The sequence below is a fragment of the Pseudomonas sp. LBUM1671 genome (assembly GCF_059695685.1).
In genome coordinates, this window is record NZ_CP166782.1 from 3,885,634 (window position 1) to 3,910,992 (window position 25,359).

Genomic DNA, 25,359 nt, shown 5'->3' on the forward strand with positions numbered 1-25,359 from the left:
GGACTGAGCCATGGCGATCAAACAACTATTAAAACGTACCAGTGGCTGGCTTTATCTCAACTCGCCGGTGGGCCGCAATCAACTGCAAGGCGCCGGTGTGATCCTGATGCTGCACCGGGTGCTGGCCAGCGACCACGCCGCCGAACTGCCCCATCGCAATGAGCTGTGTGTCGGGCCGAAAGCCTTCGAACACTTGCTGGTGTGGCTGAAAAAACACTTCGACTGCGTGTCGTTGATGGACATTTTGCAACCCGGCAAGGTGAGATCGGATCGCCCGAAAATCACCCTGACCTTCGACGACGGCTGGCGCGACAATGCGCTGAATGCCTTCCCGCTGCTGCAAAAATACCAGGTGCCGGCGAGTATTTTTCTCTCCACCGATTTCATTGGTAGTCGTCAGCGGTTCTGGTGGGAAAGCATCGGCGAAACACTTTGGGGCAGCTACGGTGAACGGGCCCGGATGCAATTGATCGACTGCCTGAAAGAGCTCGGTCGGCCATTGCCGGTGCCCTTTGATGAACTGGATATGGAGCGTCGCAGCCTGGCCTTGCTGCACTTTCTGCAAAGCCTGAAAACCCTCAGCCCTGCTGACCTGAATCGCCTGACCGATGAGTGCCCGGACGAGTCATTGCCCCAGGCGCTGGACTGGCATCAGGTGCGCATGCTGGAAGCCTCGGGACTGGTGCGGTTCGGCCCGCACGGCGCCAGCCATTCGATTCTCACCGGCCTCGACGATCAGCGTTTGCATGAAGAACTGAGCCGTAGCCGAGATGCCTTGCACAACGGCTGCAACCGGCCTCTGCCGGTTTACTGCTACCCCAACGGCGACAACGATGCGCGGGTGCGTGAACACGTGGCCGACCACGACTTCCCGTTTGCCCTGGGCACGGGCACCGGCATTTATCGGGGCAGCGACGATCCCTTGAACTTGCCACGCTTCGGCGTCAGTCAACGGGTGGCGCGTAATCCGCAGCTGCTTTCGTGGCGCCTGTACCGAGGGGCACGCGCATGAGCCGCAGCCATTACCTCAAGCATCTGGCCCTGAGCATGGGCACCAAACTGGCAATGATCGGTTTGCGGCTGATGCGCAACGTGTTGCTCGCACGAATCCTCGGGCCGAGCGAACGGGGCTTGTTTGCCCTGCTCAGCACCCTGCCCGACCTGATCAGCGCCGCCACCAGCGGCGGGCTGAATTCGGCGGTGGGTTTTCAGGCGGCCAAGCAACGGCCCATGGGGTTGCTGCTGAGTCAGGTGTTGGTGTTCGGTTGTTTGCTGGCCGGTCTTTTGACCTTGCTGGTGGTCGCTCTGGTGCGCGAGTTCGGCACTGAACTCGACATCACCACGCAACTGGGCCTGCTCGCCTGGCTGTTGCTGCTGGCGGTGCCGCTGACGGTGCTCAAGAGCGGACTGCTGACGTTGCACAACGCCTCCGGCGGCGTGGTGGCATTCAACGTGTTGCGCCTGGTGGAATCCCTGGCGCCGCTGCTGCTGTTTCTCGCCTTGTTCTGGATGTGGAAAGACTCGGCGCTGGAAGCGGCGCTGATCAGTTGGCTGGCAGGCATCAGCCTGGTGGTACTGGCGGGCTGGTTCTGGCTCAAACGCGCTCAGCCCCTGAAACTGCAATGGGACCGCGCCAGTCAGAATGAACTGCTGCGCTACAGCGCCCGCAGCCATCCGGACCTGCTGTTCCAGCAAGTGATCCTGCGTTCCGATTACCTGTTCATCGGCGCCTTGCTCGGCAGCACCGCGCTCGGTCATTACGCCATGGCCAGCGCCGCTGCCGAATTGCTGCTGATCGTCCCGGAAGCGGTGACCACACCGTTGATGAAACGCCTGCTGCAACAGGAAGAAGGCATCGACAAAGTGACGCCGCTGGCCCTGCGCCTGACTGCCACGGTGATGCTCGGCGCCTGCGTGACCATGGCCGTGATCGGCGAATGGCTGATTGTGACGCTGTTCGGCGTGGCCTATCAGCCTGCCTACCCCGCCTTGTTGGCGCTGCTGCCGGGCCTGCTGGGACTGTGCTACGCGAGCATCCTGCGCCTGGACCTGCTGGGCAAAAACCGTCCCGGCACGATCTCGCTGTTGATGGGCCTCGGTGCGCTGCTGAACCTGGCGCTGAACCTGGTGTTGATTCCGGCCTACGGGATCGTCGGCGCGGCGGCGGCATCGTCCATCGCCTACGTCGCAGTGACCCTCGCGCTGCTGGTGATGTACTGCCGGTTGAGCGGCGTGCCGGTCTGGCAAACCCTGATCATCCTGCCCAGCGATGTAGCGCCGATGCTGCAGATGCTGCAACGGAAGTCGGCATGAAACGCCTGGCGCTGCTGTTGAGTCTGGGCCTCACGCTGAGCGCCCAGGCGGCGCCCATGCGTTGGGCCGACATTCGCGACGGCAGCCTGTACCTGCAACCGGATCGCCCCGACACCCTGACCATTCGCTGGGCGCCGGCGTGGCAGGCGGATGCCAACGAAGAACGCCTGTACCTGCTTGATGGCCAGGGCAAATTGCAGGGCGAGCGTCTGATCGCCGCCAGTGAATCGCGCGGCAGTCAGAGCTGGCCGTTGACGCCGAGTGCGTCCAGCTATCAACTGGAAATCCCGGGCTACAGTTTCCGTCGCTACCGTGTTGAACACGACGAACACACGGTAGCGTTGTTCGCCCCGGCCAAGGTGCATTTCAGCGCCGAAACCCACAATGGTGATGAGCTGTACTTCAAAGTGGCGCCGGGCGAACACGCGGTGCTCGCCGGCAAGTTCCACGGCGGCGTCAGCGCCTTGCAAGCGCAACGCGTGGGCGACGGCAAACAAGTGGCGCTGGCGCTGAAACCGTATCGAGGCTATTGGCAGTTCGACAAGGTCGAGTTGCCCGTCACCACCGAGCCACAGGTCTGGCGCCTGCGCCTGCAAGGCAGCGGCAAAGTGGCGTTCTGGCTCGACGGCACCGCCAACCTGTTCGCCCAGAACCCGCAGCAGCTCAAGCCCCTGCGCGAGGACGATGGCCAGGTCCGGTTGACGTTGCACAACAAAGTACTGGGGCCGACCCCGAACCTCGGCATCGCTCTGCCCTACGTCAAAGTGCCGGAATCGAGTTATGCAATGCTCGATGCACTCAAGCCACAGGCAGGGACTTACTACAGCTTCGTCGACATCACGGCGAAGAACCCGCATTACGAAGATGATTTCCGCCGGCTGTATCAGGACCGCTTCGGCATCACCCAGGACATCACGCTGTTAGCCGGGAGCCAACGCCAGGCGGACCTGCGTGCCGACACCATGAGCAACGCCGGGCTCGACGCCTGGCTTGCATCGACCCGGGCCCTTGGCGGCAAAGGCACGCACTACATCGGTTTTGCCGATGAGCCGAACCTCAACTACCCGGATTACGCCAACTACCAAAGCATCTTCAACAGCATGGCCCGGCAGGTGCGCAGCAACCCCGCCAATGCCAAGGCCGGCGTGCGCATTGCCATGCCCGCCAGTTCGCGGCTGGTCAACGGCCCGTTTGCCGACAACGCCGCCGACAAGCGCGGCATCGATTGGGCCAAACGCTTGCTGGCCGAGTCCGGCGACAACATCGATGCCCTGGCCTGGCACGAATGGATGATTCGCGACCTGCTGGCGACACGGGTCTACCGTGACAGCGTGCGCCGCGCTGCCGAGCTGGTCGGCCTTGACGCCCAGGGTCGGCCGCGCAAAGCCTTGCTGCTGGACCAGACCAACATGTCCAGCGGTTCCAGCCTCAGTCCTTACGATCAGGAAACACACTTCGCGTCGATGTGGTGGGCGTCGGTCGTCATCAACTCGTCCCAGGACGGTTTGCTGGAAATGCTGAGCTGGTTCCAGGCCGCTGACGAGCCGAACTACCCCAAAGGCATGTTGCGCGTGCTCGGCGCCGATCGCTTTGAGCTCAAGCCTGTGGGCCTGGCTCAGCAGTTCATCCGCGAGCATTGGCTGCACGACGTGATGCTCCTCGATAACGACGCCTTCGAGGTCGACGTGCTGGCCATGGCCGAGGAAAAGAAGCGCAGCCTTCTGGGTGTCAATAAAGCCACGCGCTTGCAGCGTGTGTCCCTGACCGGAGTCCAGTGTCCGCTGGCGAACGGTTCATTACGTTACTTCGGCGCCGACAACCGAGCTCGCGACGCGCCATTCAACTGTCAGGACGGTCGCGTCAGCTTCGAGCTGCCAGGACGGACCCTGTTCAATCTAAGCTGGAGCGCCTCATGAATTGCCAAGTATTGCATTGCGACCCCGGCCATTGGCCGCACCTCGCATCACTCCACTCACGGCACAGACCGTCAGGAGTCAATAACATGAGCGTATTGCAGAAACTCAGCCAACACATCAGACAAAAAGGCTGGCGTGCCACCCTCATTAAAATCTGGAAGCACTACGTGTTTTCCCACCAGGAACTGTTGTGGATGGAGCGCGATCTGGTCAGCCCGGTGCCGCCTTACAAACTCAGGCCCTACCCGCCGCTGCAAGTCGTCGCCATCACCCCGGAGAACGCCGTGGCCTTCACCCGTTACTTCGGTGACCGCGTGGACACCATGGCCGAGCTGGCCCGCGAAGGTTATACCGGGCAGATGCACCTGGATGATAAGGGCGACGCAGTGGCCTTCATCTGGGGCGCGGCACGCAACTATCACGACAAGCACTATTACGGTTGCTGGTTCCCGGTGAAAGAAGGTGAATTCTTCGAATTCGGCGGCGAGCTGACCCGCGCGTATTGGGGCACCGCGCTGTCGATGGACCTGCAAACGGAGTTGTGGAAAGCCATGTTGGCCCAGGGTTGCCACACGGTGGTGGATGTCTGTGAGTTCCACAATACCCCTGCCCTCAAACTGCACATACGTACCGGATACCAGGAACAAGGGCGGATCATGAACGTCTACGAGCTGTTTGGCCGTTGGCGCTTCTACCGCGAAACCCATTACAGCGGCTCACGCCTGGATGCCTTGCGCAAACCGGCGCGTGAACCCGCCACAGCAGCGGTGACCTGACCCTATGGCAGCACGATTCGAATGGCGCACTTCGCTGTGCGCCGCTGACTTCCCGGAAACGGCTTATGAAGCGTTGCGTCTGCGCGTGACGGACCACACGCCGTTCAACACCCTGGCCTGGATGCGCGCGTCCGAACAGGCACTGACCACCGGGCAACGCTTGCACGTGTTGCTCGGCTGGCAGGGTCATGAGCTGGTCTTGTGTTTGCCGTTGGTGGCCTCTGTCGAACGTTTCGCCAGGCTGCCGTTTCGCGTGCTGCATCACCTTGGCTACCCCCTCGCCGACCGTCTCGCGCTTCTTGCGAAAACGGACTCGGAAAATATCCGCAAGGCACTGATCGAGATCCGTCGACAACTGCCTCATGCGCTGCTGCAACTCAACGAATTGACGGAACCGGTCGGCGAAGAAAGCGCGCTGACCGAGTGGATGAGCCACAGTTCGACCGGTGAACGACGCCTCAGCTGCCGGGTGCCGGTGCACGTGATCAGCGACGCGGACCACCAGGAAGTCTCGGGTGACCCGCGCTACAAACTGCGCCGCGCACGCAAACGCATTGCGGCGTGTGGCGCTGTCGTTCGGCGGATCACCCCCGATGCGTCGACCATGGGCCCGTTGTTGCAGGCCATCAGTGAAGTCGAAGCGGTCAGTTGGAAAGGCGATGAAGGCGTCGGGATTTTCGCCGACGAACGCCACCGACAATGGATGGACCGAGCCTTCACTGCCCTCGCCGAACAGGGGCTGGTGCGGGTCGTTGTGCTGGAACTGGACGGGCGCTGCATCAGTTACCGCCTCGGGTTGCTGGAACAGGGCCGGCTGTACGATTACAACCTGGCGTTCCTGCCGCAATATGCCGATCTGGGCAGCGGCCGGGTGCTGCTCGAAGAGTGGATTCGCTGGGGACTGGACGAGCACTGGCGCTGGATCGACGCCTCGCGGGTGAGCCTCGACAACTCCAGTCATCAACTGCACGAACGCATGACCGGGCAACTGGAACACTGGCGCTGGAGTTTCTATTCCTGGCGCCCCAGCGGCCTGGCGTTGGGCCTGGCCTTGAGACTCTGGCAGCGGCTCAAACCCTTGTTGCAGAAACGGCGAGCCAAACGTGAGGCAGCGGCTATTGCCGCCAAACCGAACCCCGTCGCCCCGGTGGTCAAAGCGGCTGCACCAACCGACACAAACAGGGAGATCGACCATGCCTCGCCAAGTCATAGTCAACGCTGACGATTTCGGTCTCAGCCCGTGCGAAAACGCGGTGATCCTCGGTGCTTTCCAGGCCGGGGTGATCAGCTCCGCCACGGCCATGGCTAATATGCCGGCCTTCGAAGCGGCGTGCGTCATGGCCCAGCATCCGTTGCTCAAGGACCGGATCGGCCTGCATTTCAACCTCACGTACGGGCGTCCGTTGAGCCAGTCGATCCTGGGTCGAACGAACTTCTGCGACAGCAACGGGGTATTCGATCTCAACCTGCCCCGCCACCGCTTCTGGCTAAGCCGCCGGGACCGCGATGCGGTGTTGGAGGAGCTCAAGGCGCAATGGCAACGCTGCGTGGACAACGGCGTACGGCCGAGCCACATCGACTCTCATCAGCATGTCCACAACATCTGGCCCATCGGTGAAATCGTCGCCCGCTTCGCCGCCAGCCAAGGTGTGCCCGTGCGCGTTGCGCGCAATCTGGGGCATAACTTGAGCTTGCCCAAGCGTGTGTTCAAGACCTTGCTGAATAATCGTTTGCAGAGCCTGGCGGGTGCGACCGCGGATTATATGTGTAATCCGATGGACCTGCGCAATGAGGTCATGCCGACCGACGGTCTGCTGGAAATCATGGCTCATCCGACTCAATTGGGCGCGGATTTCGGTGATGCCTACTTGCCCGCGGAAGAGTCGCTAACCCTTGTTCTAGAGCGGCACCTGCACGGTGTACCGCGGGTTTCCTACGGCGCTGCAAACCGCCATCTGGTGACGGGTGAAGCCGCCCTCGAATGAGTTACATAAGTTGCAACATATTCCGAGCTGGCGCTTTGATATGAACTTTCAAGCTTGATCTATACACAACAAAAGCGTTTCCACCCACACCCTGGCTTAGGCTAAGGAGAGCGTCATGAGCATCATCGAAAAGCTTCGCGAACGCATAAAACAAAAGGGCTTGAGCCGTACGTTCAACACGCTGTGGAAACGCTACGTGTTCTTCCACTGGGAGCTTTTATGGATGGAACGCGACCTGGTCAGCCCGGTACAGCCGCACAAACTGCGTCCCTATTCGGGCCTGCGCATGGTGACCATCACCCCGGAAAACGCCAGCGCTTTCGGCAAGCATTTTGGTGACCGCGTCGAGACCATGGCCGAACTCGCCACCGAGGGTCACACCGGGCACATGTATCTGGACGAAGAAGGCCACGCGGTTGCGTTCATCTGGGGCAGCATTCGCGACTACCACGACCGTCACTATTACGGCTGCTGGTTCCCGGTCAAACCGGGTGAGTTCTTCGAGTTCGGCGGCGAAATGTCCCGCCCCTACTTCGGCACCAGCCTGTCGGTGGATGCTCAGGTAGACCTCTGGGCGGCAATGGCGGCCAAGGGCTGCAACAAGGTGGTGGACGTCTGCGAAACCCACAACATCCCAGCCCTCAAGCTGCACATCCGCATGGGCTATCACGAACAGGGTCGCGTCACCCACGTCTACGGCCTGTTCGGCCGCTGGCGCTTCTACCGCGAAACCCGCTACACCGGCTCACGGCTTGATCCGCTGCGCAAACCGGGACGGCCAGTGGTGACGGGGGCGGCCAGCGCCTGATTTCTGATAGACAGACCGCGTTGCGGCCTTCGCGGGCAAGCCTCGCTCCTACAGGAGATTTCCGGTGCACACAGAGTTTGTGTACGGCGGGATTCAAAGGTGGGAGCTAGCCTGCTAGCGATGGCGGTGGGTCATTCAGCATTGATGTGCCTGACAGATAGCTATCGCGAGCAGGCTCGCTCCCACAGTAGGTCTTCAGCGCACACGGCATTTGTGTACGGCGGGATTCAAAGGTGGGAGCTAGCCTGCTAGCGATGGCGGTGGGTCATTCAGCATTGATGTGCCTGACAGATAGCTATCGCGAGCAGGCTCGCTTGTATGTTTAGACTTGAAGGGGTGGGTGGGACTACAGACTCGATTCTGACTCTGACCAGTACAGACTGTGGGAGACTTCTCGTCCCGCCCCTTCTACCCAAAGCGCCGATAAGGAATTCATCGGTAAACCGACGATAGAGACAAGCCAGCGCAACGGTAGACCCCAACAAGCACTTAAACCCTAGCTCCGAGGATTCGTCATGACAATCCTTACTTCGCAGACGGTTGTTGGTATCGATATCGCCAAGGCCCAAATTGCTGTCTATCGCACCGACCTGCAAATCATTCAAGACATCAAGAACGATCGAACCGCCCTCAAGCGTTGGCTTAAAACCCTGCCTGCCCAAAGCGCTATCGCCGTTGAAGCCACCAACATCTACCACTTGGACACGGTAGAGCTGGCCCATGAGATGGGTCATCAGGTCTACGTGGTGGATGCTTATCGCGTGAGTCATTACCGCCGTGGCGTTGGCCAACGAGCCAAGAACGATCCCTGCGATGCGCGTTTGCTGGCGCGTTACCTGGAGAATGAACAAAGCAAACTGCGGGTCTGGAGCCCGCCACCCAAGGCCTACAGCTCGCTGAAAAGCCTGCTTCACAGACGTGCAACGCTGATCCAGAACCATGCTGGGCTGATGTTGAGTTGGGCCAATGAACCCTTGTTGAAGAAAGTGCAGGTCGCTCAGCAGAAGGCGTTCAAGCAAGCGGATCAGGCGATTCAGAAACTGCTGCGCAAGGTCAGCAAAGAGGCGGGAATTGAGGCGAATATTGATCGCTGCAAAGCCATCGAAGGCGTTGGGGAACTGACCGCAACCGGGTTGGCGACGACCTTTATGCGGGGCGATTTTGCGAACAGCGATGCGTTCATCGCATTCCTGGGAATGGACTTGGCAGTCGAAGACTCCGGCAAGAAGAATGGGCAGCGGTACCTGACCAAAAAAGGAGATCCGGAGGTTCGTCGTTTGGCGTACAACGCCGCAATGGCGGCGTGTCGCTCGCCTAAATGGAGGCCGTTTTACGAGGCATACCTGGCTAGAGGCTTCTCGAAAACCCAGGCCTTGGTTGCCTTGGCCCGAAAGCTCTGTCGAGTGGCATTTGCCCTGATGAAAAATCAGAGCGAATACCTGTCAGCCTGAGAATTCAGGGTTGCCGGGCAACATAGAATCTCCCACAGTGGATCTCCAGCGCACACGGCATTTGTGTACGGCGGGATTCAAAGGTGGGAGCTAGCCTGCTCGCGATGGCGGTGGGTCATTCAGCATTGATGTGACTGACAGATAGCTATCGCGAGCAGGCTCGCTCCCACAGTGGATCTTCAGCGCACGCAGATTTTGTGTTCGACGACGTTCCGATGTGGGAGCTAGCCTGCTAGCGATGGCCGCGACTCGGTCTCAGCGCTTCACCCCCACCCACGTAAAACACAACGGCAACTGCGCCGTCTGCTTTTCATACCGGTCATAGACTTCCTCACGGTTGGAATGTGGGTATTCCTTGAAGTGGCTGATCTGCAGCCCCGCCTGAATGGCGCCGGTAAAGATGGCTCCCAGGGTGTGGACGAACCAGTAGGACGACGCGGCTTGCTGGTCGACTTTGCCTTCGTAGACGATCGGCTGGTCCTGCACGAATGGCTCGCTGCGAAAGTACGAGCTGTCCAGGCGATAGGGATCGGCGGCCTCGGGGTCGACCATTTCCAGGAACGGATGGGTTTCGTACACCACCAACGCACCGCCGGGCTTGAGGGTCTGCGCGACATGGCGGAAGAATTCGCCGATGTCGGGCATCCAGTTCAAGACGCCGATGGTGATCAGCGCCACGTCGAAGCGGTCATGAAGTTCAGTCGGCAGATGATGAATGTCGGCCTCGATGAACTCGGGCTCGTGCGGTGAGAGGCCAGCCAGTTCTCTCGCCTGATCGAGAAACGCCCCGGACTGATCGACGCCCACCACGCTGCGAGCCCCCAGCGCAAACAGCGAAAGACTTTCCCGCCCGTTGTTGCAGCCCAGTTGCACCACGTCTTTGCCATCGACGCCGACCTGCTCCAGCACACCGCGGAGCGTGTCATCGATGCAGGAAAAATCGCGATGACTGACCGCTTTCACGAGGGCCTGCCAATCGGGGGAATCTTTGTGGTGTCGGGCGGAATCGTTCCAGGCATCGCGGTTGCTGGCGATGGCGTTTTCTTTGGTCGGCATTTCCATTGCACACTCCAGGCGTCGGGGCTTTGTTGACCGGCACGAGTCTAGATCAGGGTTCTGAAAAACCCCATTGAGCGTTTGTTGGAATGTTGTAATCCGGGCATCACGAACGCGTGCCCGTACGGCAGCTATAGTTAATGGCCTTGGGGAAGTGCGGGAAAACCGATTTCGCAGGTGCTGCCATGAAAACAACTGATCTGACCCTGGTATTCGCCCTCAGTCTGACCGCCATTACCGGCGCCCATGCGGACGACTCCCTGACGCCCACCACCGACTACAGCAGTGATTTCAATTATTACGGGGCCGACCAGCCCTTCGCCCACCCGGTGCCGCCCTCCCTGAGCACCGTACCGCCTGGGTCATACATCCCGACAGCCCCTCAGGATTTCATCCCGATCGCCAGCCAGCATGAGTTCCACGACTCTGTATTACCGACCATCGCGGATGCCTCAGTCCGGGTATTCATCCGCTCCTACGATCCGGTACGTGGCGTCTACGTCAACCAGGAAGTCCTCGACCCCACCTGCGTGCTCGAATGCCTGATCCGCCAGGGGGCGACGTTGCAATAAGCCTCACCACTGACGTTTGTCCGGGCGCGCGAGGCCAAGTTTCTCGATCCGGTAACGCAGCATGTCGCGGCTCAGGCCCAGCAACCGTGCGGATTTGGTGACGTTCCAGTCGGTCTTGTCGAGCATCTTGCGCACCATGTCGCGCTCGACTTCCGGCAGGTTCATCGACTCGGTGCCGTTGTAGGCCGGTCGCGGTTCGTGGTGCAGGGGTTCTTGCAGCACGATCGGATCGTCCACCAGGCTCAGGCACACGTTGAGTTGATGGACGGCAATCGTATCGCTCTGCGCCAATAGCACGGTTTGCTCGAGCATGTTACGCAGTTCGCGCACGTTGCCCGGCCAGCTGTAGCTGAGCAGCAAGTCTTCAGCCTGATCGCTGAAATGCAGGTTCGGTTTGCCATAGCGTTTGCCATGGATCGCCAGGAAGTGCCGGGCCAGCAGCAGGATGTCGGCGCCGCGGGCATACAGGCGCGGAACCTTGATTGAGATAATCCTCAAGCGAAAGAACAGGTCTCGACGAAACTTACCCTGTTGCACCATTTGTTCGAGGTTGCAGTTGGTCGCGCTGATCACCCGCAAATCGACTTTGCGCTCCTTCACCGAGCCGACCCGGCGAATGGTCCGGTCTTCCAGCAGCTTCAGCAGTTTGGCTTGCAGCAGCAGGTCCATTTCCCCGACTTCATCGAGAAACAGCGTGCCGCCATCAGCCGCTTCCACCAGGCCGACACGACGGTCCTTGGCGTCGGTGAAGGCGCCCTTCTCGTGGCCGAACAGTTCCGACTCCACCAGATTGGACGGGATCGATGCGCAGTTGAATTCAATGAACGGGCCTTTGGCGCGCGGACCGTCGAAGTGCAGGGCCCGGGCCACCAGTTCCTTGCCGGTCCCGGTCTCGCCTTCCACCAGCACCGGCGGCAGGTCGGTGTTGGCCATGCGCCGCTCGGCGTCGAGCAACTGGGCGATGGTGTTTTTCAAGTATTGCATCGGAGCCGATTCGCCAATCAACGCCTGTACGCCTGACTTCTGCGCCTCGCGTTCCTGATAAAACGACAGCGTGCGCTCCATTCGATCAGTGGCCAGGGCCTTGTCCAGCAACAGCTTGAGCTCCGGCAAAGCCACCGGTTTGGTGACGTAATGGAAAGCGCCCTCTTTCATCGCCACCACGGCATCTTCGACATTGCCGTAGCCGGTCATCATGATCACTTTCAGATCCGGCGCGCTGATGCGCAGCTTCTGGATCAAGTCGTGGCCGCTCATGCCCGGCAGCGAGTTGTCGGTCAATACCACATCAGGGGTGAACGTACCCAGTTTATCCAACGCCTCTTCAGCCGAGTGGCAGACCGTCACCTCGAAGTCTTTGCGCTCCAGGTAGGTCTGAATATTCTCGGCCAGGAGTTCATCATCCTCGACCAGCAGTATGCTGTGCTCCATATTCCCCTCCCGTTGCCACTTTGAAATTGAGACAGACGCGGGTTCCTTCCTGCTCCTGGCTGGTCAGTTCGACCGAGCCTTCAAAACGCTCCATTATTCGTTTGACGAGGGCCAGGCCAACGCCCAGCCCTCCCTGTTTGGTGGTGAAAAACGGCTTGAAGACCATCTGTTGCTGCTGCTGGGTCATGCCTTTGCCGGTATCGCTCAGGGTCATCCGCACCTGACCGGACCTGGGGTGCTCAATATCGATACTGAGCAAGCCGCCCTTGGGCATGGCCTCAAGGGCATTGGCAAACAGGCTATTAAGAATCTGGGTGAGCAGCACTTGTTGGCTGACGACCGGTGGACAGGTCTGCGGCGTGAAGCGCACCTCCACGTTCGAACGTTTGATCAGCGCATCGAAAGCGTTGAGCGTGTCATCGATGGCCAGTACCAGGTCCACGGTTTCGAAGTCGTCATTCATCGGCCGCAACGACACCAGCAACTCCCGGACCCAGCGCGACATGCGATCGACCTGGTTGATGATGTCGCCGATGTTTTTCTGCGCATTCTGGCTGGCGATGTCCTGGGCCAGTTCGGCGCTGGAGCGAATGTTCGCCAGCGGATTGCGCAAGCTGTGGGCGACCGCAGAGGACATTTCCCCCAAAGCGACAAAGGTCTCGTTAGTGATCAGCTGTTTCTGCTGGCTCTGCAGCAACTTGGACGCACGCTGCACGATCCAGAACAGCCCGAGGTAGATCACCAGACCGCCGAGGAAGGTCGCCAGCCAGATTGCCCTGAAGCCGCGCTGTATGCGCGCCACCAGATCCGTCGGTTCCTTGTAGATCTCGACCATGGCGATGACTTTGCTTTTGTCGGCATTGAACATCGGGATGTAGTTCTCGATGAACAGATACTCAGGCTCACGCAGCAGTATCTGTTCAGGACGCTCGTCGTCAACCTCGTGGTAGCTGGTGGACACCAGTTCCTTCATTTCAAAAGATTCGTCCAGTTCTTCATCCCCGTCGATGCGCATGCCGATCATCTGTGGATTGGTCGACCAGACCACCGTGCGATCCAGTGCGTACACCACCGCCAACAGCGTGTCCGGCAAGTGCTCGACATGATCGAGAAACTCTATGCGGGCCGCGGCACGGGAGTCGGGATTTACGTCGGGATAGGCGTTGTCATCGCGCGGATCGAGCATCTCGCCCATGGTTCTTTTGCGGGTGATGCCGGCATGGCGAATTTCCGCATCACCAATGGCCTGAATGAACTGCGCCGTCAGCATCGAATCGCGCTCGATGCTCTCATCGACGACAAAACGCGTGGACACATAACCCAACCCCAGCGCCACGGCGGCGATGATGAGAAAACTGCCCAAGGAAAACCAGCGCAGCAGATTGAACTGTCCGCGCCGGCTTTGTCCCCCTGTTGCCGGCGTGTCCGGCGCAGGAATCTTTTGTTGTTCCAGCGTCTGCATGGGAGTGTCCTGGCTAAGTGCATCAAGCCTTTTCAGCCGTGTCTCGGATCAGTGTAGGTCGCATTGATCGTGGTCGACGGCTTCACTGATAGTATTTCGCCGCTATTGCGACTGCGCCGCTTGCAGCGGTTGTTGGCGATCGGTTTCTTCCTGCAAAAACCCCATAATTGACTGCGCAGCGTTCTCATCCAGACGCAGATTGGGCATCGGGATCTTGTCAAAACGTTCAAACAGCTCCATCGCGATCGGGTCCTTTTCCGCGAGCATGCGGTCCGGTTCACGAATCCAGCGGCTGAGCCAGGCCGGGTCGCGCTGGCGAGTCACGCCAATCAGGTCCGGGCCGATGCTGCGCAAGCCGATGCCCTGCCCGTCCTGCGGCCCCAGGCTGTGGCACGACGCGCAGCGAGTGCGAAACAGTTCTTCGCCAGTGCTTGGCGGGCGAATCTCGGGCGCATTGGCGTAACTTTCGCCAACACTGGCTTTCTTCCAGTTCTGCAAGGTGTTGGCCAACTGATCGGCGAGGATCCACGGGTTCTCGAACGGCGAGGCTTTCATCCAGCGACCGGTGCTCTGGTTGCCGACGATCAGGCTCAGGTTGTGGTCCTTGTTGCGTCCGTTGTCGACGCCTTCGATGAACAGGCCGAGTTTTTTTCGCAGATCGGTGACCGCTTCGAATTCACCGGTCAGGAACTTCCAGCCCGGCCCGACCTTGAAGCGTTGTGCGTAAGCCTTCAGCACCTCGGGCGTGTCGCTGAGCGGGTCGATGCTGATGGAGTAAAAGAAGACGTCCTGGCCGACCCGGTCGCCGAGCAATTTTTGCACCTGACGCAGGCGCGCGGTTTCCAGCGGGCAGGAGTCGCTGCACGTAGTAAATATGAAATTGATCACCACCACCTTGTCCTTGATCAAGTCATCGAAGAACCGCACCTGCCGACCGTCCTGATCGGTCAGCAGGGTGTTTGGGAAGTAATCGCTGCCCCAGGGCGTCGCCGATTCCGTCGGCGACAGCTTCCCTTCGTGAGCGAGCAGCACCTGAAGGGCCAACAGACAGGTGACCACGACCAGAATCAGGTGCATGCCCAAGGCGCGGGAACGCGGCGTATGCACGGGTGTGTCGGCTCTGCTGCGCTTCATTTTTTCACCGCCACTTGTGGGCCGAAGCCATCGCCGTTGCGGAAGGTTGGCAGCGCGGCGGAGTTGACGTAGCTCATGCCATCCCGGCTTGGCGGATCCTGGGCGTCGGTGTTGATGCTGTCGTAACCGGCTAGCTGGATCGGCCAGCGATAGTCGTAATACTGCCCGTGGAAGAAAAAGGCGTTGGCATGGCTGGGGAACGGTTGAGCGCCAAACAGCGGGCTCGGCTTGCCATTGGTGGGGTAGTTGAAACGGGTCTGCACGGCAGGCGGCAGGATGTGGACGGAAGGTTCTGGCTGTCGCTCGTCATCGATCAGGCTTGCACGTAGCGTCGCGGGGCCGAGCGTCATTGTCAGGAGATCGCTCAAAGGTGTCGGGGGATCGAACCACTTGAAGGGACGCCGCGCGATTATGTCCATCACCAGCCGCCTCGAAGATTTGAAGGGGGTAGTGATGGATCTGCAAGGACCTCGCCATACCTGCAACAGCTTTATACAAAATCATTAATGCGTTAAAAAATAACCGCTTATCAAAAAAATTTGCCATGACTGGTAAAAACGATTGGGTCCTGACACCCGCTAGCGGGGAAACTTCGCACCCATTTTCAGGGAATCCGCTTGAACGACAGACGGACACTCGTGCCCTCACCTTCACGACTGCCCAGGCTCACCGCGCCGCCAAAACGCTCCATGATCCGCTTCACCAACACCAGCCCGACACCCAGCCCGCCTTGCTTGGTGGTGAAGAATGGGCGGAACACCATCCGGCGTTGTTCTTCGTTCATGCCTTTGCCGGTGTCGTTCACGACCACGCAAATCCCCCGGGTATCGGTCGGCTCCAGGGTGATGGTCAGCGTGCCGCCCCGGTCCATCGCTTCCACGGCATTGGCCAGCAGACTGTTGAGGATCTGCGTGAGCTGCACCTGTTGGCTCAGCACCATCGGCGTCTCCTGTGGATCGAACACCACCGTCACCCCGGCCTTGGCAATCTGATGCTCGAAAGCCATGAGGCTGTCATGCAGGGCCGCCACCAGGTTCACCGGCTCGGCTTCGTCGTTGAGCGGGCGTAACGACTGCAACAATTCCCTGACCCACTTCGACATGCGGTCCACCTGACCAATGATGTCGTTGATGTTCTTGTGGGCCGGGCCAGTGTCGAACTCCAAGGCCAGTTCGGCACTGGAGCGGATGGTCGCCAACGGGTTGCGCAGGCTGTGGGCAACAGCCGATGACATCTCCCCGAGCGCCACGAACGTTTCGTTGGTGATCAGTTGTTTTTGCTGGGTCGCCAGCAAATTCGCTGCCCGTCGCACGATCCAGTACAGCCCCAGATAAATCAGTCCGCCGCCCAGGGCCGTGGCCAGCCAGATCAGCACCAGGCCACGCTCCATGCGGTCGATCAGGTCCCTGGGCTCCTTGTAGATCTCGACCATCGCCGTCACGGTATTGCCGTCGGCATCGAACAAAGGAATGTAGTTCTCGATAAAGATGTAGTCCGGCGGCGTGACGAACTTTTGCTCCATGCGGCTTTTGTCGACGCTGTGATAACTGGCCGACACCGGGGTCTTGGAAGAGAAGGCCTGGTCGAGGTCTTCGTCAGCATGGATCGTGGTGCCCATCAGCGCCGGGTTGGTGGACCAGATCACCATGCGGTCCGGGGCATAAATGTTGGCCAGGATCACGTCGGGCAAATGCTCGATATGGTCGAGGAATTCCCCACGGGCACTGGCACGGGCCATGGGGTCTACGTCGGGAAAGTCCTTGTCTTTACGCGGGTCAAGCAGCTCGCCCATGGTCCGCACGTTGGGGATCGAGACATGGCGCACCTCGGCCGAGGCAATCGCCTGAATGAACTGGGACGTGAGCAACGCATCGCGCTGCACGCTTTCGGTAATCACGAAGCGCGTCGACACCGCACCCAGCGCCACGGCCACCGTGCCGATCACCGCCATGCTGATAAGCGAGAACCAGCGCAGCAGATTGAACGGCTGTTTGCGCGAGCTCAAGTGGACATCGCCCTCTTCTTTCTGGAGGGCTGTGGTCTGACTGGTCATGGACGTTGTTCCCCGAAAGTCCCTATAGGGTTATAGCCCACTGTCTGGTCTTTGCCCGACATCGGGTTTTGTCCCCCCCACCGATTCCCCGCACACCCCACTGCCCCCACCTACCCCCAATGCTGGGGACAATCGCCCGCTCGCGCCCTCGGCGACGCGAAACCGTTTGCGCGCTACACGCCCTCGCTGCGGGCCTCTCCCGGCCGTTTTCAAAGATTGGTATGGAAGTTGCCGAAGCCCTCTCAACTGACCCATCCCTACGGGGCAGGTACTTCGATAGAGGGAATACTCATGCACCCTTTACTGTCCAAAACGGCGGCCGCTCTGGTCGTCAGCGCTCTCGCCCAAGGTGTTGCCCAGGCAGCGCTGTTTGCCGTAGACCCCGGCCCCTATGTGCCCGCCAACGGCTCGTTCGCCGCCTGGTATCAGGACTCCCATGGTCGAACCCTCGACCTGTGCCTGTCCAAGGCGCTCAGTTCGCGAGTCCCGAGTGCTCCCGGCGCTCCTTCGTACATGTGCTTGTTGGGTGCGACCCCCGGCGTTTTCGACGACACGCAGCCGATCGTTTTCCCGAGCAACTTTCCCGATGAGGCGTTCTGGTTCACCGGCGACGGCTCCATCGTCGATGCCGCACGGGGCATCGACCTGACCTATGTCAGCGCCGTGGAAGCCGCCTTCGCCGCTGAAGAACCGAAAGAAGGTGACCAAGTCAGTTTTGGCCGCATCCGCATTCGGGTGGATGTGCCCACCGCCGGCGTCTACACCATCACCCACCCCTACGGCGTCGATATCTTTGACGTTCCCGCCGGTGGAACTCGTGCCATCAACATGACCCGCGACATCGGCATCGGCACGCCGAAAACCTACGACGGCGCCCTCAAGAGTGACATCGGCCCGTTCCTGCGCAGCGTCAATGGCCCCTACACCGAGACCAACCCGGTCACCGGGTCGGCCGAGCAATTCGTAGGCGATCCGAACCTGGAAGAAGCCTTCACCGGCAGCCCTTTCAATACCAACTACATCCGCATCGAAGGGCCTAACGGTCTGGACTTGCGCACGACGGTCATGGCCATTTCCGGCAAGTTGTCGACGGTGGTTCGCCCCACCCCGATCATTGCCGAGCGCAGCACTTACTCGCGCAAGGCCGGTGAAAGCGCTCCGGTAGCGCAGCAGGACGTATTCGTCATGGCCCCGCCGCCACCGGCCACCGTGACCCTGGACAGCAACAGTCCGGTGCTGAACCTGACCGAAGCCGACACAACCGGCCACTGGTACGCCCAGTCCGCCACCAACCCGACATTGCCGAGCACCTTGCAGGTGACCGCCGACAACCACTTGGCCATCCCCACCAGCACGCCGACCACGATACCCATGGCGCTGACTGACCTGGTGGTGATCTCGCAGGCCCAGTACAGCCTGAGCACCGGACAGATCACGATCGTGGCTTCGACCAGCGATGAGACATCGCCGCCGGTCCTCACGGCCACCTCCGGAACGGGTGTTGCCATCGGCTCTCTCAGCGGCGACGGCGCAGTGAAATCCCTGGCGACCGGCATCTCGCCGATTCCACCGGCCAAGGTTCGAGTGACGTCATCCAATGGCGGCAGCGACACCGAAGAAGTGGTCATCGTGCAATGAACGCACTCATGCCCAGATCCTCATCAGGAGGCATCATGAACAAATTGCCACGCCTGGCGCTCAACGCCCTGGGACTGACTCTATCGCTGTCCGGCAGCGCTTTCGCGCAGCTCAACGCCGTCGACCCCGGCCCCTACACCTTCGCCACCGGGAAATTCCCGATGTGGTATCAGGACAACAATCTGCTGTCGCTGGAACTGTGCCAGTCGCGGGCGACCAGCTCGCGGTCGCCTGGCGCACCGGGCGCGCCTGCCTACATGTGCATCCTCAATCCGGAACCCGGGGTTTTCGACGACACCCTGCCGATGGTGTTTCCGGATAACTGGCCACCGGAAACGTTCTGGTTCCTCGCCGAGACCAGCATCAATGATGTCGGAGGTTATGGCGTGGATGCCTACGTGGCCGGGATTGAAGCGGCATTCGCTGCGGAAAACCCTGTCGACGGCGACCAGGCAAGCTTCGCGCGGATTCGTCTGCGGGTGAACGTGCCTGTCGCCGGGACCTACACCATCACCCACCCGTACGGGGTGGAAACGGTCAACGTCACCACGCCGGGCCGTCGGGCGATCAACATCACCCGCGACATCGGCATTGGCGCACCGGGCAATTTCTCGGGAGCCCTCAACGGGGACGTCGGGCCCTTCCTGCGCAGCGTCAACGGCCCCTACACCGAAGTGAACCCGGACACCGGTGCCATCGAGACGTTCGTCGGCGATCCGAACCTTACCGAAGCGGTCACCGGAAGTCCGTTCAATAACAACTTCCTGCGTGTGCAGGGCCCTGCCGGGACCATCCAGACCACCCTCTTTACCGTGTCCGGTAAAGTCCTCGACAACCGTGCGCAAACCCCGGTGGAAATCGGCCGCGCCACTTACCGCCGCACTTCGTCAGGCCCGGGCACCAGCAGTACCCGGGTAGAAGTGTTTGGCAAATCGACCAACGGCTCGAGCCTGTGCTTCCGCGAAACCGTGGCCCTGGTGGTCGGACCACCGCAGTCGCCCTGCCTGATCAACATGCTCGGCGACAACAATGGCCAGTTCTTCGGCCAGCGGCTGACGGGCTCCACCGTGCCTTCGGTGGTGGTGGTCACCGCCACCAACCCGGCTGGCACTACCCGGCCGACGGCGGTATCGAGCAAGGTCACCGACGTAGTGAAAGTCCAGACCGCTCGCTACAACTGGAGCACTAACAGCCTGCTGATCGAGGCCTCCTCGTCCGACGAAGTGGCGGTGCCAGACATGGTCGTGCAGGGTTACGGACGTCTGTCGAAATCCGGCACCCTGCAACAACTGACCATTGCCGACCTGACTCAGCCACCGGCTACCGTCACGGTCAAATCCGCCTCGGGCGGCAGCGATACCGAGCCTGTCGTGGTGGTCGGGACTGCTCCGGAAAGCGGTGAGAACCAGGCGCCGCTCTCGGTCGCCGACACCGGCAGCACCAGCTTCGGCGTGCCGCTGACCCTCAACCTGCTGGCCAACGACAGTGACCCCGACGGCGACACGCCGCTGAGCATCACTGCGCTGACCCAGCCGGCTGCCGGGCAAGGCACCGTGGCATTGAGCGGCACGACGTCGGTGGTCTACACCCCACCAGCCGTGGTCACTGCACCGCTGACAACGACCTTCACCTACAAGGCTCAAGACGTCAAAGGCCTGGCCTCGACCGCTCCGGCGACCGTGACCATCACCGTGGCGCCTAACCAGTCTCCGGTGGCCGTCGCCGACAGCATCGCGACCCTGGGCGTGGCGATACCGATCAACGTGCTGGCCAACGACACCGATCCGGAAGGCAACGTGCCGCTCGCCGTCGCCAGCCTGACCCAACCGGCAACCAATCGCGGCAGCGTCAGCACCAACGGCACCGTCATCACCTACACCCCACCGGCCACGGTCACTACGGCCTTCACCACGACCTTCACCTACATCGCCCGGGACAGCTTCGGCGCCCTGTCGACTCCGGCGACGGTCACGGTGCAAGTCTCGCCACGGCCTGCTGCGGAAACCTTCACGGTGACCACGGCAGCGGTGTCGGCCCGCTCCAATAACCGCTTCACCTGGGACTTTGCGGGCACCTCATCGGTGATTACCGGCAACACCATCACCGTGCAGGTCACCACCCCGACCGGGCTGGTCACGCTGGGCAGCACCACGGTGCCGGTGACCGGTCGCTGGAGGCTGACGGTGAACAACAGCACCACGGTGATCCCGTCCGCTAATCCGACGGCGACCATCCGCTCATCCCAAGGCACCGTGCGTACCGTGACGGTTATCTCCAACTGAGCCCTCGCCCCACCCGCCGATGTCGGCGGGTGGGGCCAGCCTCTTCCCACAGGACAACGCCATGAAAACGCCGATCGCCGCCCTGCTCTGCCTGCTTCTGCTTTGCAGCAGCGCAGGCGTGCGCGCCGACGATTTGATGGAAAACGACGACCTGGCACCCTCCGCCGACCTCGGCGAGTTGCCTCCACCGGTGGGCCAGCACGCGCTGATCGACCAGAACGGCCAGGCCAACGTGGCGCTGATTCAACAGAACGGCCAATCGTTGCTCGGCACCATCGTCCAGTCGGGCAGTAACCAGGAAGCGTACATCCTGCAACAAGGCAGCGACCTCATGGCAATGATCACCCAGCAAGGTTCCGGCAACGCCGCCTCAATCACACAGAACGGCAGCCATAACCGCGCGCAGATTTCCCAGAACGGTAATAACAACGACGCCAGCATCAACCAGGCCGGTACGGGGCTTTCAAGCGCCGTGACCCAGTCAGGAAACGGCATGAGCGTTTCGGTCAAACAGTATCGCTAAAGCACTGCACCCCTTGGAGGTTTCATCATGTTCAAACTGACGCCCCTCACCGCCGCCATCCTGGTCATGGTCAGTGCCCAGGCGATGGCCGACGACAGCGTTTCCACCCAGTCCCAGGTCGGCACCGCCAACATTGCCGAAGTGAAACAGACCGCGGCCCCTTTCAGTACCGCAGCCCAACAGCAACTGGGTGAGGGTAACGATGCCATGGCGGTACAAGACACCGCCACCGGCACCATCACCCAGGATCAGGTCGGCGACTTCAACGCCGGTTACGGTGAGCAACTGTTCGAGAACGGCAGCACCATCGTCCAGCAACAGGTCGGCAGCCTCAACACCAGCCATGCCAGCCAGTCGATCGGCATGGGCGAAAACCAGGCACTGCAACAACAGACGGGCAGCGGCAACTTCTCGTTCCTCTATCAGGACAGCCAGGAAGCCACCAAAGGCCAGACCTTCCAGTTCGGTGACGCCAACGAGGCCAATATCGAGCAGATCCAACTGGGCATCGCCAACAACGCGACGATCATCCAGTACGGCACCGCCAACTACGGCACCGCCGAACAGATCGCGCACATGGGCGGCGAGATCGGCATCAACCAGGCCGGCGAAGGCAACTATGCCTATGGCGACCAGCGCGACGGCAACGGCGGCGTCATCACCATCAACCAGTTCGGTGATTTCAACGGCAGTGAGGTCTGGCAAGGCGCACAAACCGCGAGCGAGGCCACCGTCAACCAGTACGGGCAAACCAACGAAGCTGTGGTCGACCAGAGCTTCGGCCAAAACAACAACGCCCAGGTCCTGCAAGTCGGCGACGTCAACGCCATCTATGCTGACCAGTTCGACTCCGTCGGCTCGGTGCTCGCGCTGTACCAGCAAGGCACCGGCAACGTGCACTTCACCTATCAGAGCGGCGACAGCCATGTGCTGACCGCCACCTCCGTGGGCACCGAAAACAAGGTCTACGCCAGCAACTGGAAAGGCCCGCAACTGGGCGGCCAATTCGGCAGCAACCAGCGTGCGACCGTCACCCAGGCGGGCAACGGCAACATCGCCAGCTTTAACCAGGATGGCGTCGGCCACATCATGACCACCAACCAGACCGGTAGCGGCAACAAAACCACGGTCAGCCAGGCTGAAAACTACAACGAGCTGTACTTCGACCAGAACGGCAGCGACAACATCCTGATCGCCGACCAGCGCGGCACCACCAACCTGGCCCAAGGCACCACCAACGGCACCGGCAACACCACCGAGTTCGACCAGTCCGGTACCGGCAACCAGGCGTTCACCACACAGCTGTATGGCAGCGACAACATGATCACCGTCAAACAGGCTGACAGCATGAACGTCGCGTACGTGACCCAGGGCGGTACCGGCAACACTGCCAGTGTTGATCAGAGTGGCATGACCCAGATGGCGACGGTTCAACAGATGGGTGCTGACAACCGGGCGACCGTGCTGCAGCAATAATCGCAAGGCATAAAAAACCGCGGCCCTTGGGGGAGGGTCGCGGTTTTTTTTCGGTGAGTCTGTGGCGAACTGGATGCCTGACAAGCCCGCATTCACCGGTTTTACGACGGCTTCGCCGCCGAGCGGGAGCAAGCTCCCTCGCCACAGAAACCCTCCCGCTCCAGACTCAGCGTTTACGCCTGCGGAACGACGTTATCCAGCGCCCGATTCACCGCCAGCTCGCCCAGCATGATGATTTGCTGGAGGGCCAGCATCGTGTTGCGTTGCGGGCCTTCGAGAAACGCGGCGAAGTCGCTGGCCATGACACTGGCTGAAGCCAGGGATTCGCAGGCGTTGACCAACAGGGTTTCGGTGTCGACATCCGGGGCGATGAGGTAAATCGTGCTGGGCTTGCGTGCTGGGATCGCGCTTTTCAGCGGATTGAGATAGTGATCCAGCGCACGGTCGGCGGCTTCGTTCAGCTTTTTTGGATCGAGGGGATCGTAGGGGGAAACGTCGTCGGAGTGCGGGGGATTGGGTGTGGTTTTGAACATGGTGGATCTCCATTTATACCTGTTGGAACCACCAGCACCTGTCGCTAAACAAGTAAGGGTGGCAGCTGTACGCAGGTTAGCGAACCGAGAGGTATAAGACCCGGCAGACCCGAGGGTCTCCCGCGCACAGCCACCATATCGAAACTGCAGACATGCGCCTGCAATAAAGACGGAGCGTTGTTGCGCTTATACCTGATCAGGTCGCTAAACCCGATCGCTGATTGGCAGCGATGCGGAAACGATAAAGATCAGGCACAAAGCGCACAAGCCGGCGGATTCTGGCGCAGTCGTAGGCAACGGCGCAAGGATCTGTAGCTTTCAGGAAGTAACGCTAAACACTTTTAAACATAGCCCTCCAAATCAACACACATTCCCCCTGTGGGAGCGAGCCTGCTCGCGATGGCATTGGGTCAGCCAACATCAAAATTGAATGACACACCCCCATCGCGAGCAGGCTCGCTCCCACAGTGGATGGGTGTATGACTTGAGGATAATGGTCGGCTATCAGGCCGCCATCGCTGGCAAGCCAGCTCCCACAGGGTTCGGTGTACACCTGCAAGAGATTGGTCGGCCGTCAGGCCGCCATCGCTGGCAGGCCAGCTCCCACAGGGGGTCGGGGTGCATCAGCAAGAGATTGGTCGGCTGTCAGGCCGTCTTCGCGGGCAAGCCTCGCTCCTACAAAAACGGATTGGCGTACACCGTTTGCTTCTCACCACTCATCAGGCCGAGCGTTAGCTCGCCTGCAGCTTTTGATCTTGATCTGCCCGCCCCGTCGGGAGGCTGAGTGGAGGTGTTCATCCGGGGAGTGGCGCGTAGCGCCGTTCGACGCAGTCGAACACGCTGCATGTAGGTCGTCGCGAAGCAGACCGGAGGGCAGTGTCCCCGGATGGATACCGGAGCGAAGGAACGCCGAGCCTAAGCGAGGGGCCGGACGTTGGGGCGAAGCCTTTTGGTTCCTTTTTGGCGTTTGAAAAAGGGACTCGCCGTAAGGGCGAAACCATAAGTAGCCGTTACCGCAGCAATGGATATGTACTCAGTCAACAAGAACCAGGTCGGCCCGAAGGCCGCCTAGGCTCACTCTTCCTCACCCTCACCCTCAGGCACAACCTTGGCCTGAGTCAGATAACGATCCAGCGTCGCATTGTTATCAGGCGAAGAGTTATCCCCCGCCACCTGCCACAAACGCCGCTCAATCCCCTGGGCCAAAAGATGCCCGACGGCCGCCTCGATCGCCGACAACACACACAACTGCGCCGGCTCGTTCGTGGTGTACCCGACCTCAGCCTCAAGCAACTTCTTGAACTCGATAAACTTGAACACCCCGGCACTGCGACCCACCGAGTAAATCGTCTTGCTGGTCATCACATTCGCCAGCACCTGCCCACTGCGCACATCCACCGCCCGCAGGTTGACCGTGACCTGATCTATCCGATACTCCCGGGAAATATCGATCCCCAGGTAGCGCGCCCCTTCCCCGCCACTGCGCACATTGGTGTCGTAGGCGATGATCCCGCCTTCGAGCATCATGTTCGCCGCCTGCAGCGGAGGCAGTTCACCCTGGATGTTCACCGGCGTATTGGGCTTCTTCTGCGAGGCGCGGATAATCTTGCGCTCGGTCAGCAGGTTCTGCAGCCCCTCACGTTCCAGCACCACAAACCAGCCACTGGCCTGCAACGCATCCATCAACATGCTCGCCGCGCCCTGGGTCACGCTGGTCGAAAACGAACTGGCCGGGGTCGGTTTGTACTGCCCGGTCTGGTCCCGGAAGCCGTACACCACCGCCATCAACCGGCCCTTGGGTCGTGGCATGTTGATCAAGTCGTAATAGGTCGACGCCCGGGGTGTCAGGGTCGGTGATTCGGTGTCCTGCTCGGCACCCACGTTCTCGCGCAAACTGCACCCTTGCAATGCCGCCAGCATCAGCCCCAGCGCTATTATTTTTTTCATGTC

The 25,359-nt window shown here is 60.6% G+C and carries 21 protein-coding genes; 13 read left to right on the forward strand and 8 right to left on the reverse strand.

Annotation, left to right across the window (positions count from 1 at the left end):
- The first annotated feature begins 10 nt into the window (after nucleotides 1-10).
- From ACA060_RS17850 to ACA060_RS17885, 8 genes are all read left to right on the forward strand, one after another.
- Complete coding sequence (locus ACA060_RS17850; RefSeq protein WP_109632899.1) at nucleotides 11-1,012, forward strand: polysaccharide deacetylase family protein; 1,002 nt, start codon at nucleotides 11-13, stop codon at nucleotides 1,010-1,012.
- A complete protein-coding gene (locus ACA060_RS17855) occupies nucleotides 1,009-2,313 on the forward strand; it encodes a lipopolysaccharide biosynthesis protein (RefSeq protein WP_497312160.1) in 1,305 nt (434 codons plus the stop codon). Before ACA060_RS17850 ends, ACA060_RS17855 begins: the two co-directional genes overlap by 4 nt.
- Nucleotides 2,310-4,229: a hypothetical protein gene (locus ACA060_RS17860; RefSeq protein ID WP_497312162.1), complete on the forward strand. Its 1,920-nt coding sequence runs from the start codon at nucleotides 2,310-2,312 to the stop codon at nucleotides 4,227-4,229. Before ACA060_RS17855 ends, ACA060_RS17860 begins: the two co-directional genes overlap by 4 nt.
- Before the next feature lie 86 nt (nucleotides 4,230-4,315).
- The gene (locus tag ACA060_RS17865; protein ID WP_497312164.1) at nucleotides 4,316-5,005 is read left to right on the forward strand and encodes an N-acetyltransferase; all 690 of its coding nucleotides are present in this window, start codon (nucleotides 4,316-4,318) and stop codon (nucleotides 5,003-5,005) included.
- Between the two features lie 4 nt (nucleotides 5,006-5,009).
- Nucleotides 5,010-6,227, forward strand: a complete 1,218-nt coding sequence (locus ACA060_RS17870; RefSeq protein ID WP_497312166.1) for a GNAT family N-acetyltransferase — start codon at nucleotides 5,010-5,012, stop codon at nucleotides 6,225-6,227.
- Entirely contained in the window at nucleotides 6,199-6,990 is a 792-nt protein-coding gene (locus tag ACA060_RS17875; RefSeq protein ID WP_497312168.1) for a ChbG/HpnK family deacetylase, read from the forward strand. The genes ACA060_RS17870 and ACA060_RS17875 overlap by 29 nt, the downstream gene beginning before the upstream one ends.
- Before the next feature lie 115 nt (nucleotides 6,991-7,105).
- Nucleotides 7,106-7,798 carry an N-acetyltransferase gene (locus ACA060_RS17880; RefSeq protein ID WP_497312170.1) on the forward strand — a complete coding sequence of 231 codons (693 nt, stop codon included), beginning with the start codon at nucleotides 7,106-7,108 and terminating at the stop codon, nucleotides 7,796-7,798.
- Between the two features lie 515 nt (nucleotides 7,799-8,313).
- Entirely contained in the window at nucleotides 8,314-9,249 is a 936-nt protein-coding gene (locus ACA060_RS17885; protein WP_497312172.1) for an IS110 family transposase, read from the forward strand.
- Nucleotides 9,250-9,504: 255 nt separating this feature from the next.
- Here ACA060_RS17885 and ACA060_RS17890 read toward each other — a convergent pair whose 3' ends face one another.
- Nucleotides 9,505-10,311: a class I SAM-dependent methyltransferase gene (locus ACA060_RS17890; RefSeq protein WP_497312174.1), complete on the reverse strand. Its 807-nt coding sequence runs from the start codon at nucleotides 10,309-10,311 to the stop codon at nucleotides 9,505-9,507.
- Between the two features lie 179 nt (nucleotides 10,312-10,490).
- Between ACA060_RS17890 and ACA060_RS17895 the strand changes: the two genes are divergently transcribed.
- Nucleotides 10,491-10,877, forward strand: coding sequence for a hypothetical protein (locus ACA060_RS17895; protein ID WP_497312176.1), 387 nt, complete (start codon nucleotides 10,491-10,493; stop codon nucleotides 10,875-10,877).
- A 3-nt stretch (nucleotides 10,878-10,880) separates the two neighbouring features.
- Here ACA060_RS17895 and ACA060_RS17900 read toward each other — a convergent pair whose 3' ends face one another.
- From ACA060_RS17900 to ACA060_RS17920, 5 genes are all read right to left on the reverse strand, one after another.
- On the reverse strand, nucleotides 10,881-12,308 hold the full coding sequence (locus ACA060_RS17900; RefSeq protein WP_497312178.1) for a sigma-54-dependent transcriptional regulator: 1,428 nt from the start codon (nucleotides 12,306-12,308) through the stop codon (nucleotides 10,881-10,883).
- The gene (locus tag ACA060_RS17905; protein WP_497312180.1) at nucleotides 12,277-13,770 is read right to left on the reverse strand and encodes a sensor histidine kinase; all 1,494 of its coding nucleotides are present in this window, start codon (nucleotides 13,768-13,770) and stop codon (nucleotides 12,277-12,279) included. The genes ACA060_RS17900 and ACA060_RS17905 overlap by 32 nt, the downstream gene beginning before the upstream one ends.
- A 102-nt stretch (nucleotides 13,771-13,872) precedes the next feature.
- Nucleotides 13,873-14,904: an SCO family protein gene (locus ACA060_RS17910; protein ID WP_109632917.1), complete on the reverse strand. Its 1,032-nt coding sequence runs from the start codon at nucleotides 14,902-14,904 to the stop codon at nucleotides 13,873-13,875.
- Nucleotides 14,901-15,254 carry a hypothetical protein gene (locus tag ACA060_RS17915; RefSeq protein WP_371922092.1) on the reverse strand — a complete coding sequence of 118 codons (354 nt, stop codon included), beginning with the start codon at nucleotides 15,252-15,254 and terminating at the stop codon, nucleotides 14,901-14,903. Before ACA060_RS17915 ends, ACA060_RS17910 begins: the two co-directional genes overlap by 4 nt.
- A 254-nt stretch (nucleotides 15,255-15,508) precedes the next feature.
- Nucleotides 15,509-16,957, reverse strand: a complete 1,449-nt coding sequence (locus tag ACA060_RS17920; protein WP_497312182.1) for an ATP-binding protein — start codon at nucleotides 16,955-16,957, stop codon at nucleotides 15,509-15,511.
- Nucleotides 16,958-17,248: 291 nt separating this feature from the next.
- Here ACA060_RS17920 and ACA060_RS17925 point away from each other — a divergent pair, with 291 nt between their 5' ends.
- From ACA060_RS17925 to ACA060_RS17940, 4 genes are all read left to right on the forward strand, one after another.
- On the forward strand, nucleotides 17,249-18,595 hold the full coding sequence (locus ACA060_RS17925; RefSeq protein ID WP_497312184.1) for a hypothetical protein: 1,347 nt from the start codon (nucleotides 17,249-17,251) through the stop codon (nucleotides 18,593-18,595).
- 35 nt (nucleotides 18,596-18,630) lie between these two features.
- Nucleotides 18,631-20,877, forward strand: a complete 2,247-nt coding sequence (locus tag ACA060_RS17930) for an Ig-like domain-containing protein (RefSeq protein ID WP_497312186.1) — start codon at nucleotides 18,631-18,633, stop codon at nucleotides 20,875-20,877.
- Nucleotides 20,878-20,938: 61 nt separating this feature from the next.
- Entirely contained in the window at nucleotides 20,939-21,400 is a 462-nt protein-coding gene (locus ACA060_RS17935; protein WP_497312188.1) for a curlin, read from the forward strand.
- Nucleotides 21,401-21,427: 27 nt separating this feature from the next.
- The gene (locus tag ACA060_RS17940) at nucleotides 21,428-22,876 is read left to right on the forward strand and encodes a curlin (protein WP_497312189.1); all 1,449 of its coding nucleotides are present in this window, start codon (nucleotides 21,428-21,430) and stop codon (nucleotides 22,874-22,876) included.
- Nucleotides 22,877-23,049: 173 nt separating this feature from the next.
- Here ACA060_RS17940 and ACA060_RS17945 read toward each other — a convergent pair whose 3' ends face one another.
- Entirely contained in the window at nucleotides 23,050-23,409 is a 360-nt protein-coding gene (locus ACA060_RS17945; RefSeq protein WP_497312191.1) for a DUF6124 family protein, read from the reverse strand.
- A 1,074-nt stretch (nucleotides 23,410-24,483) separates the two neighbouring features.
- Nucleotides 24,484-25,356, reverse strand: a complete 873-nt coding sequence (locus tag ACA060_RS17950; protein WP_109632929.1) for a CsgG/HfaB family protein — start codon at nucleotides 25,354-25,356, stop codon at nucleotides 24,484-24,486.
- Nucleotides 25,357-25,359 lie beyond the last annotated feature (3 nt).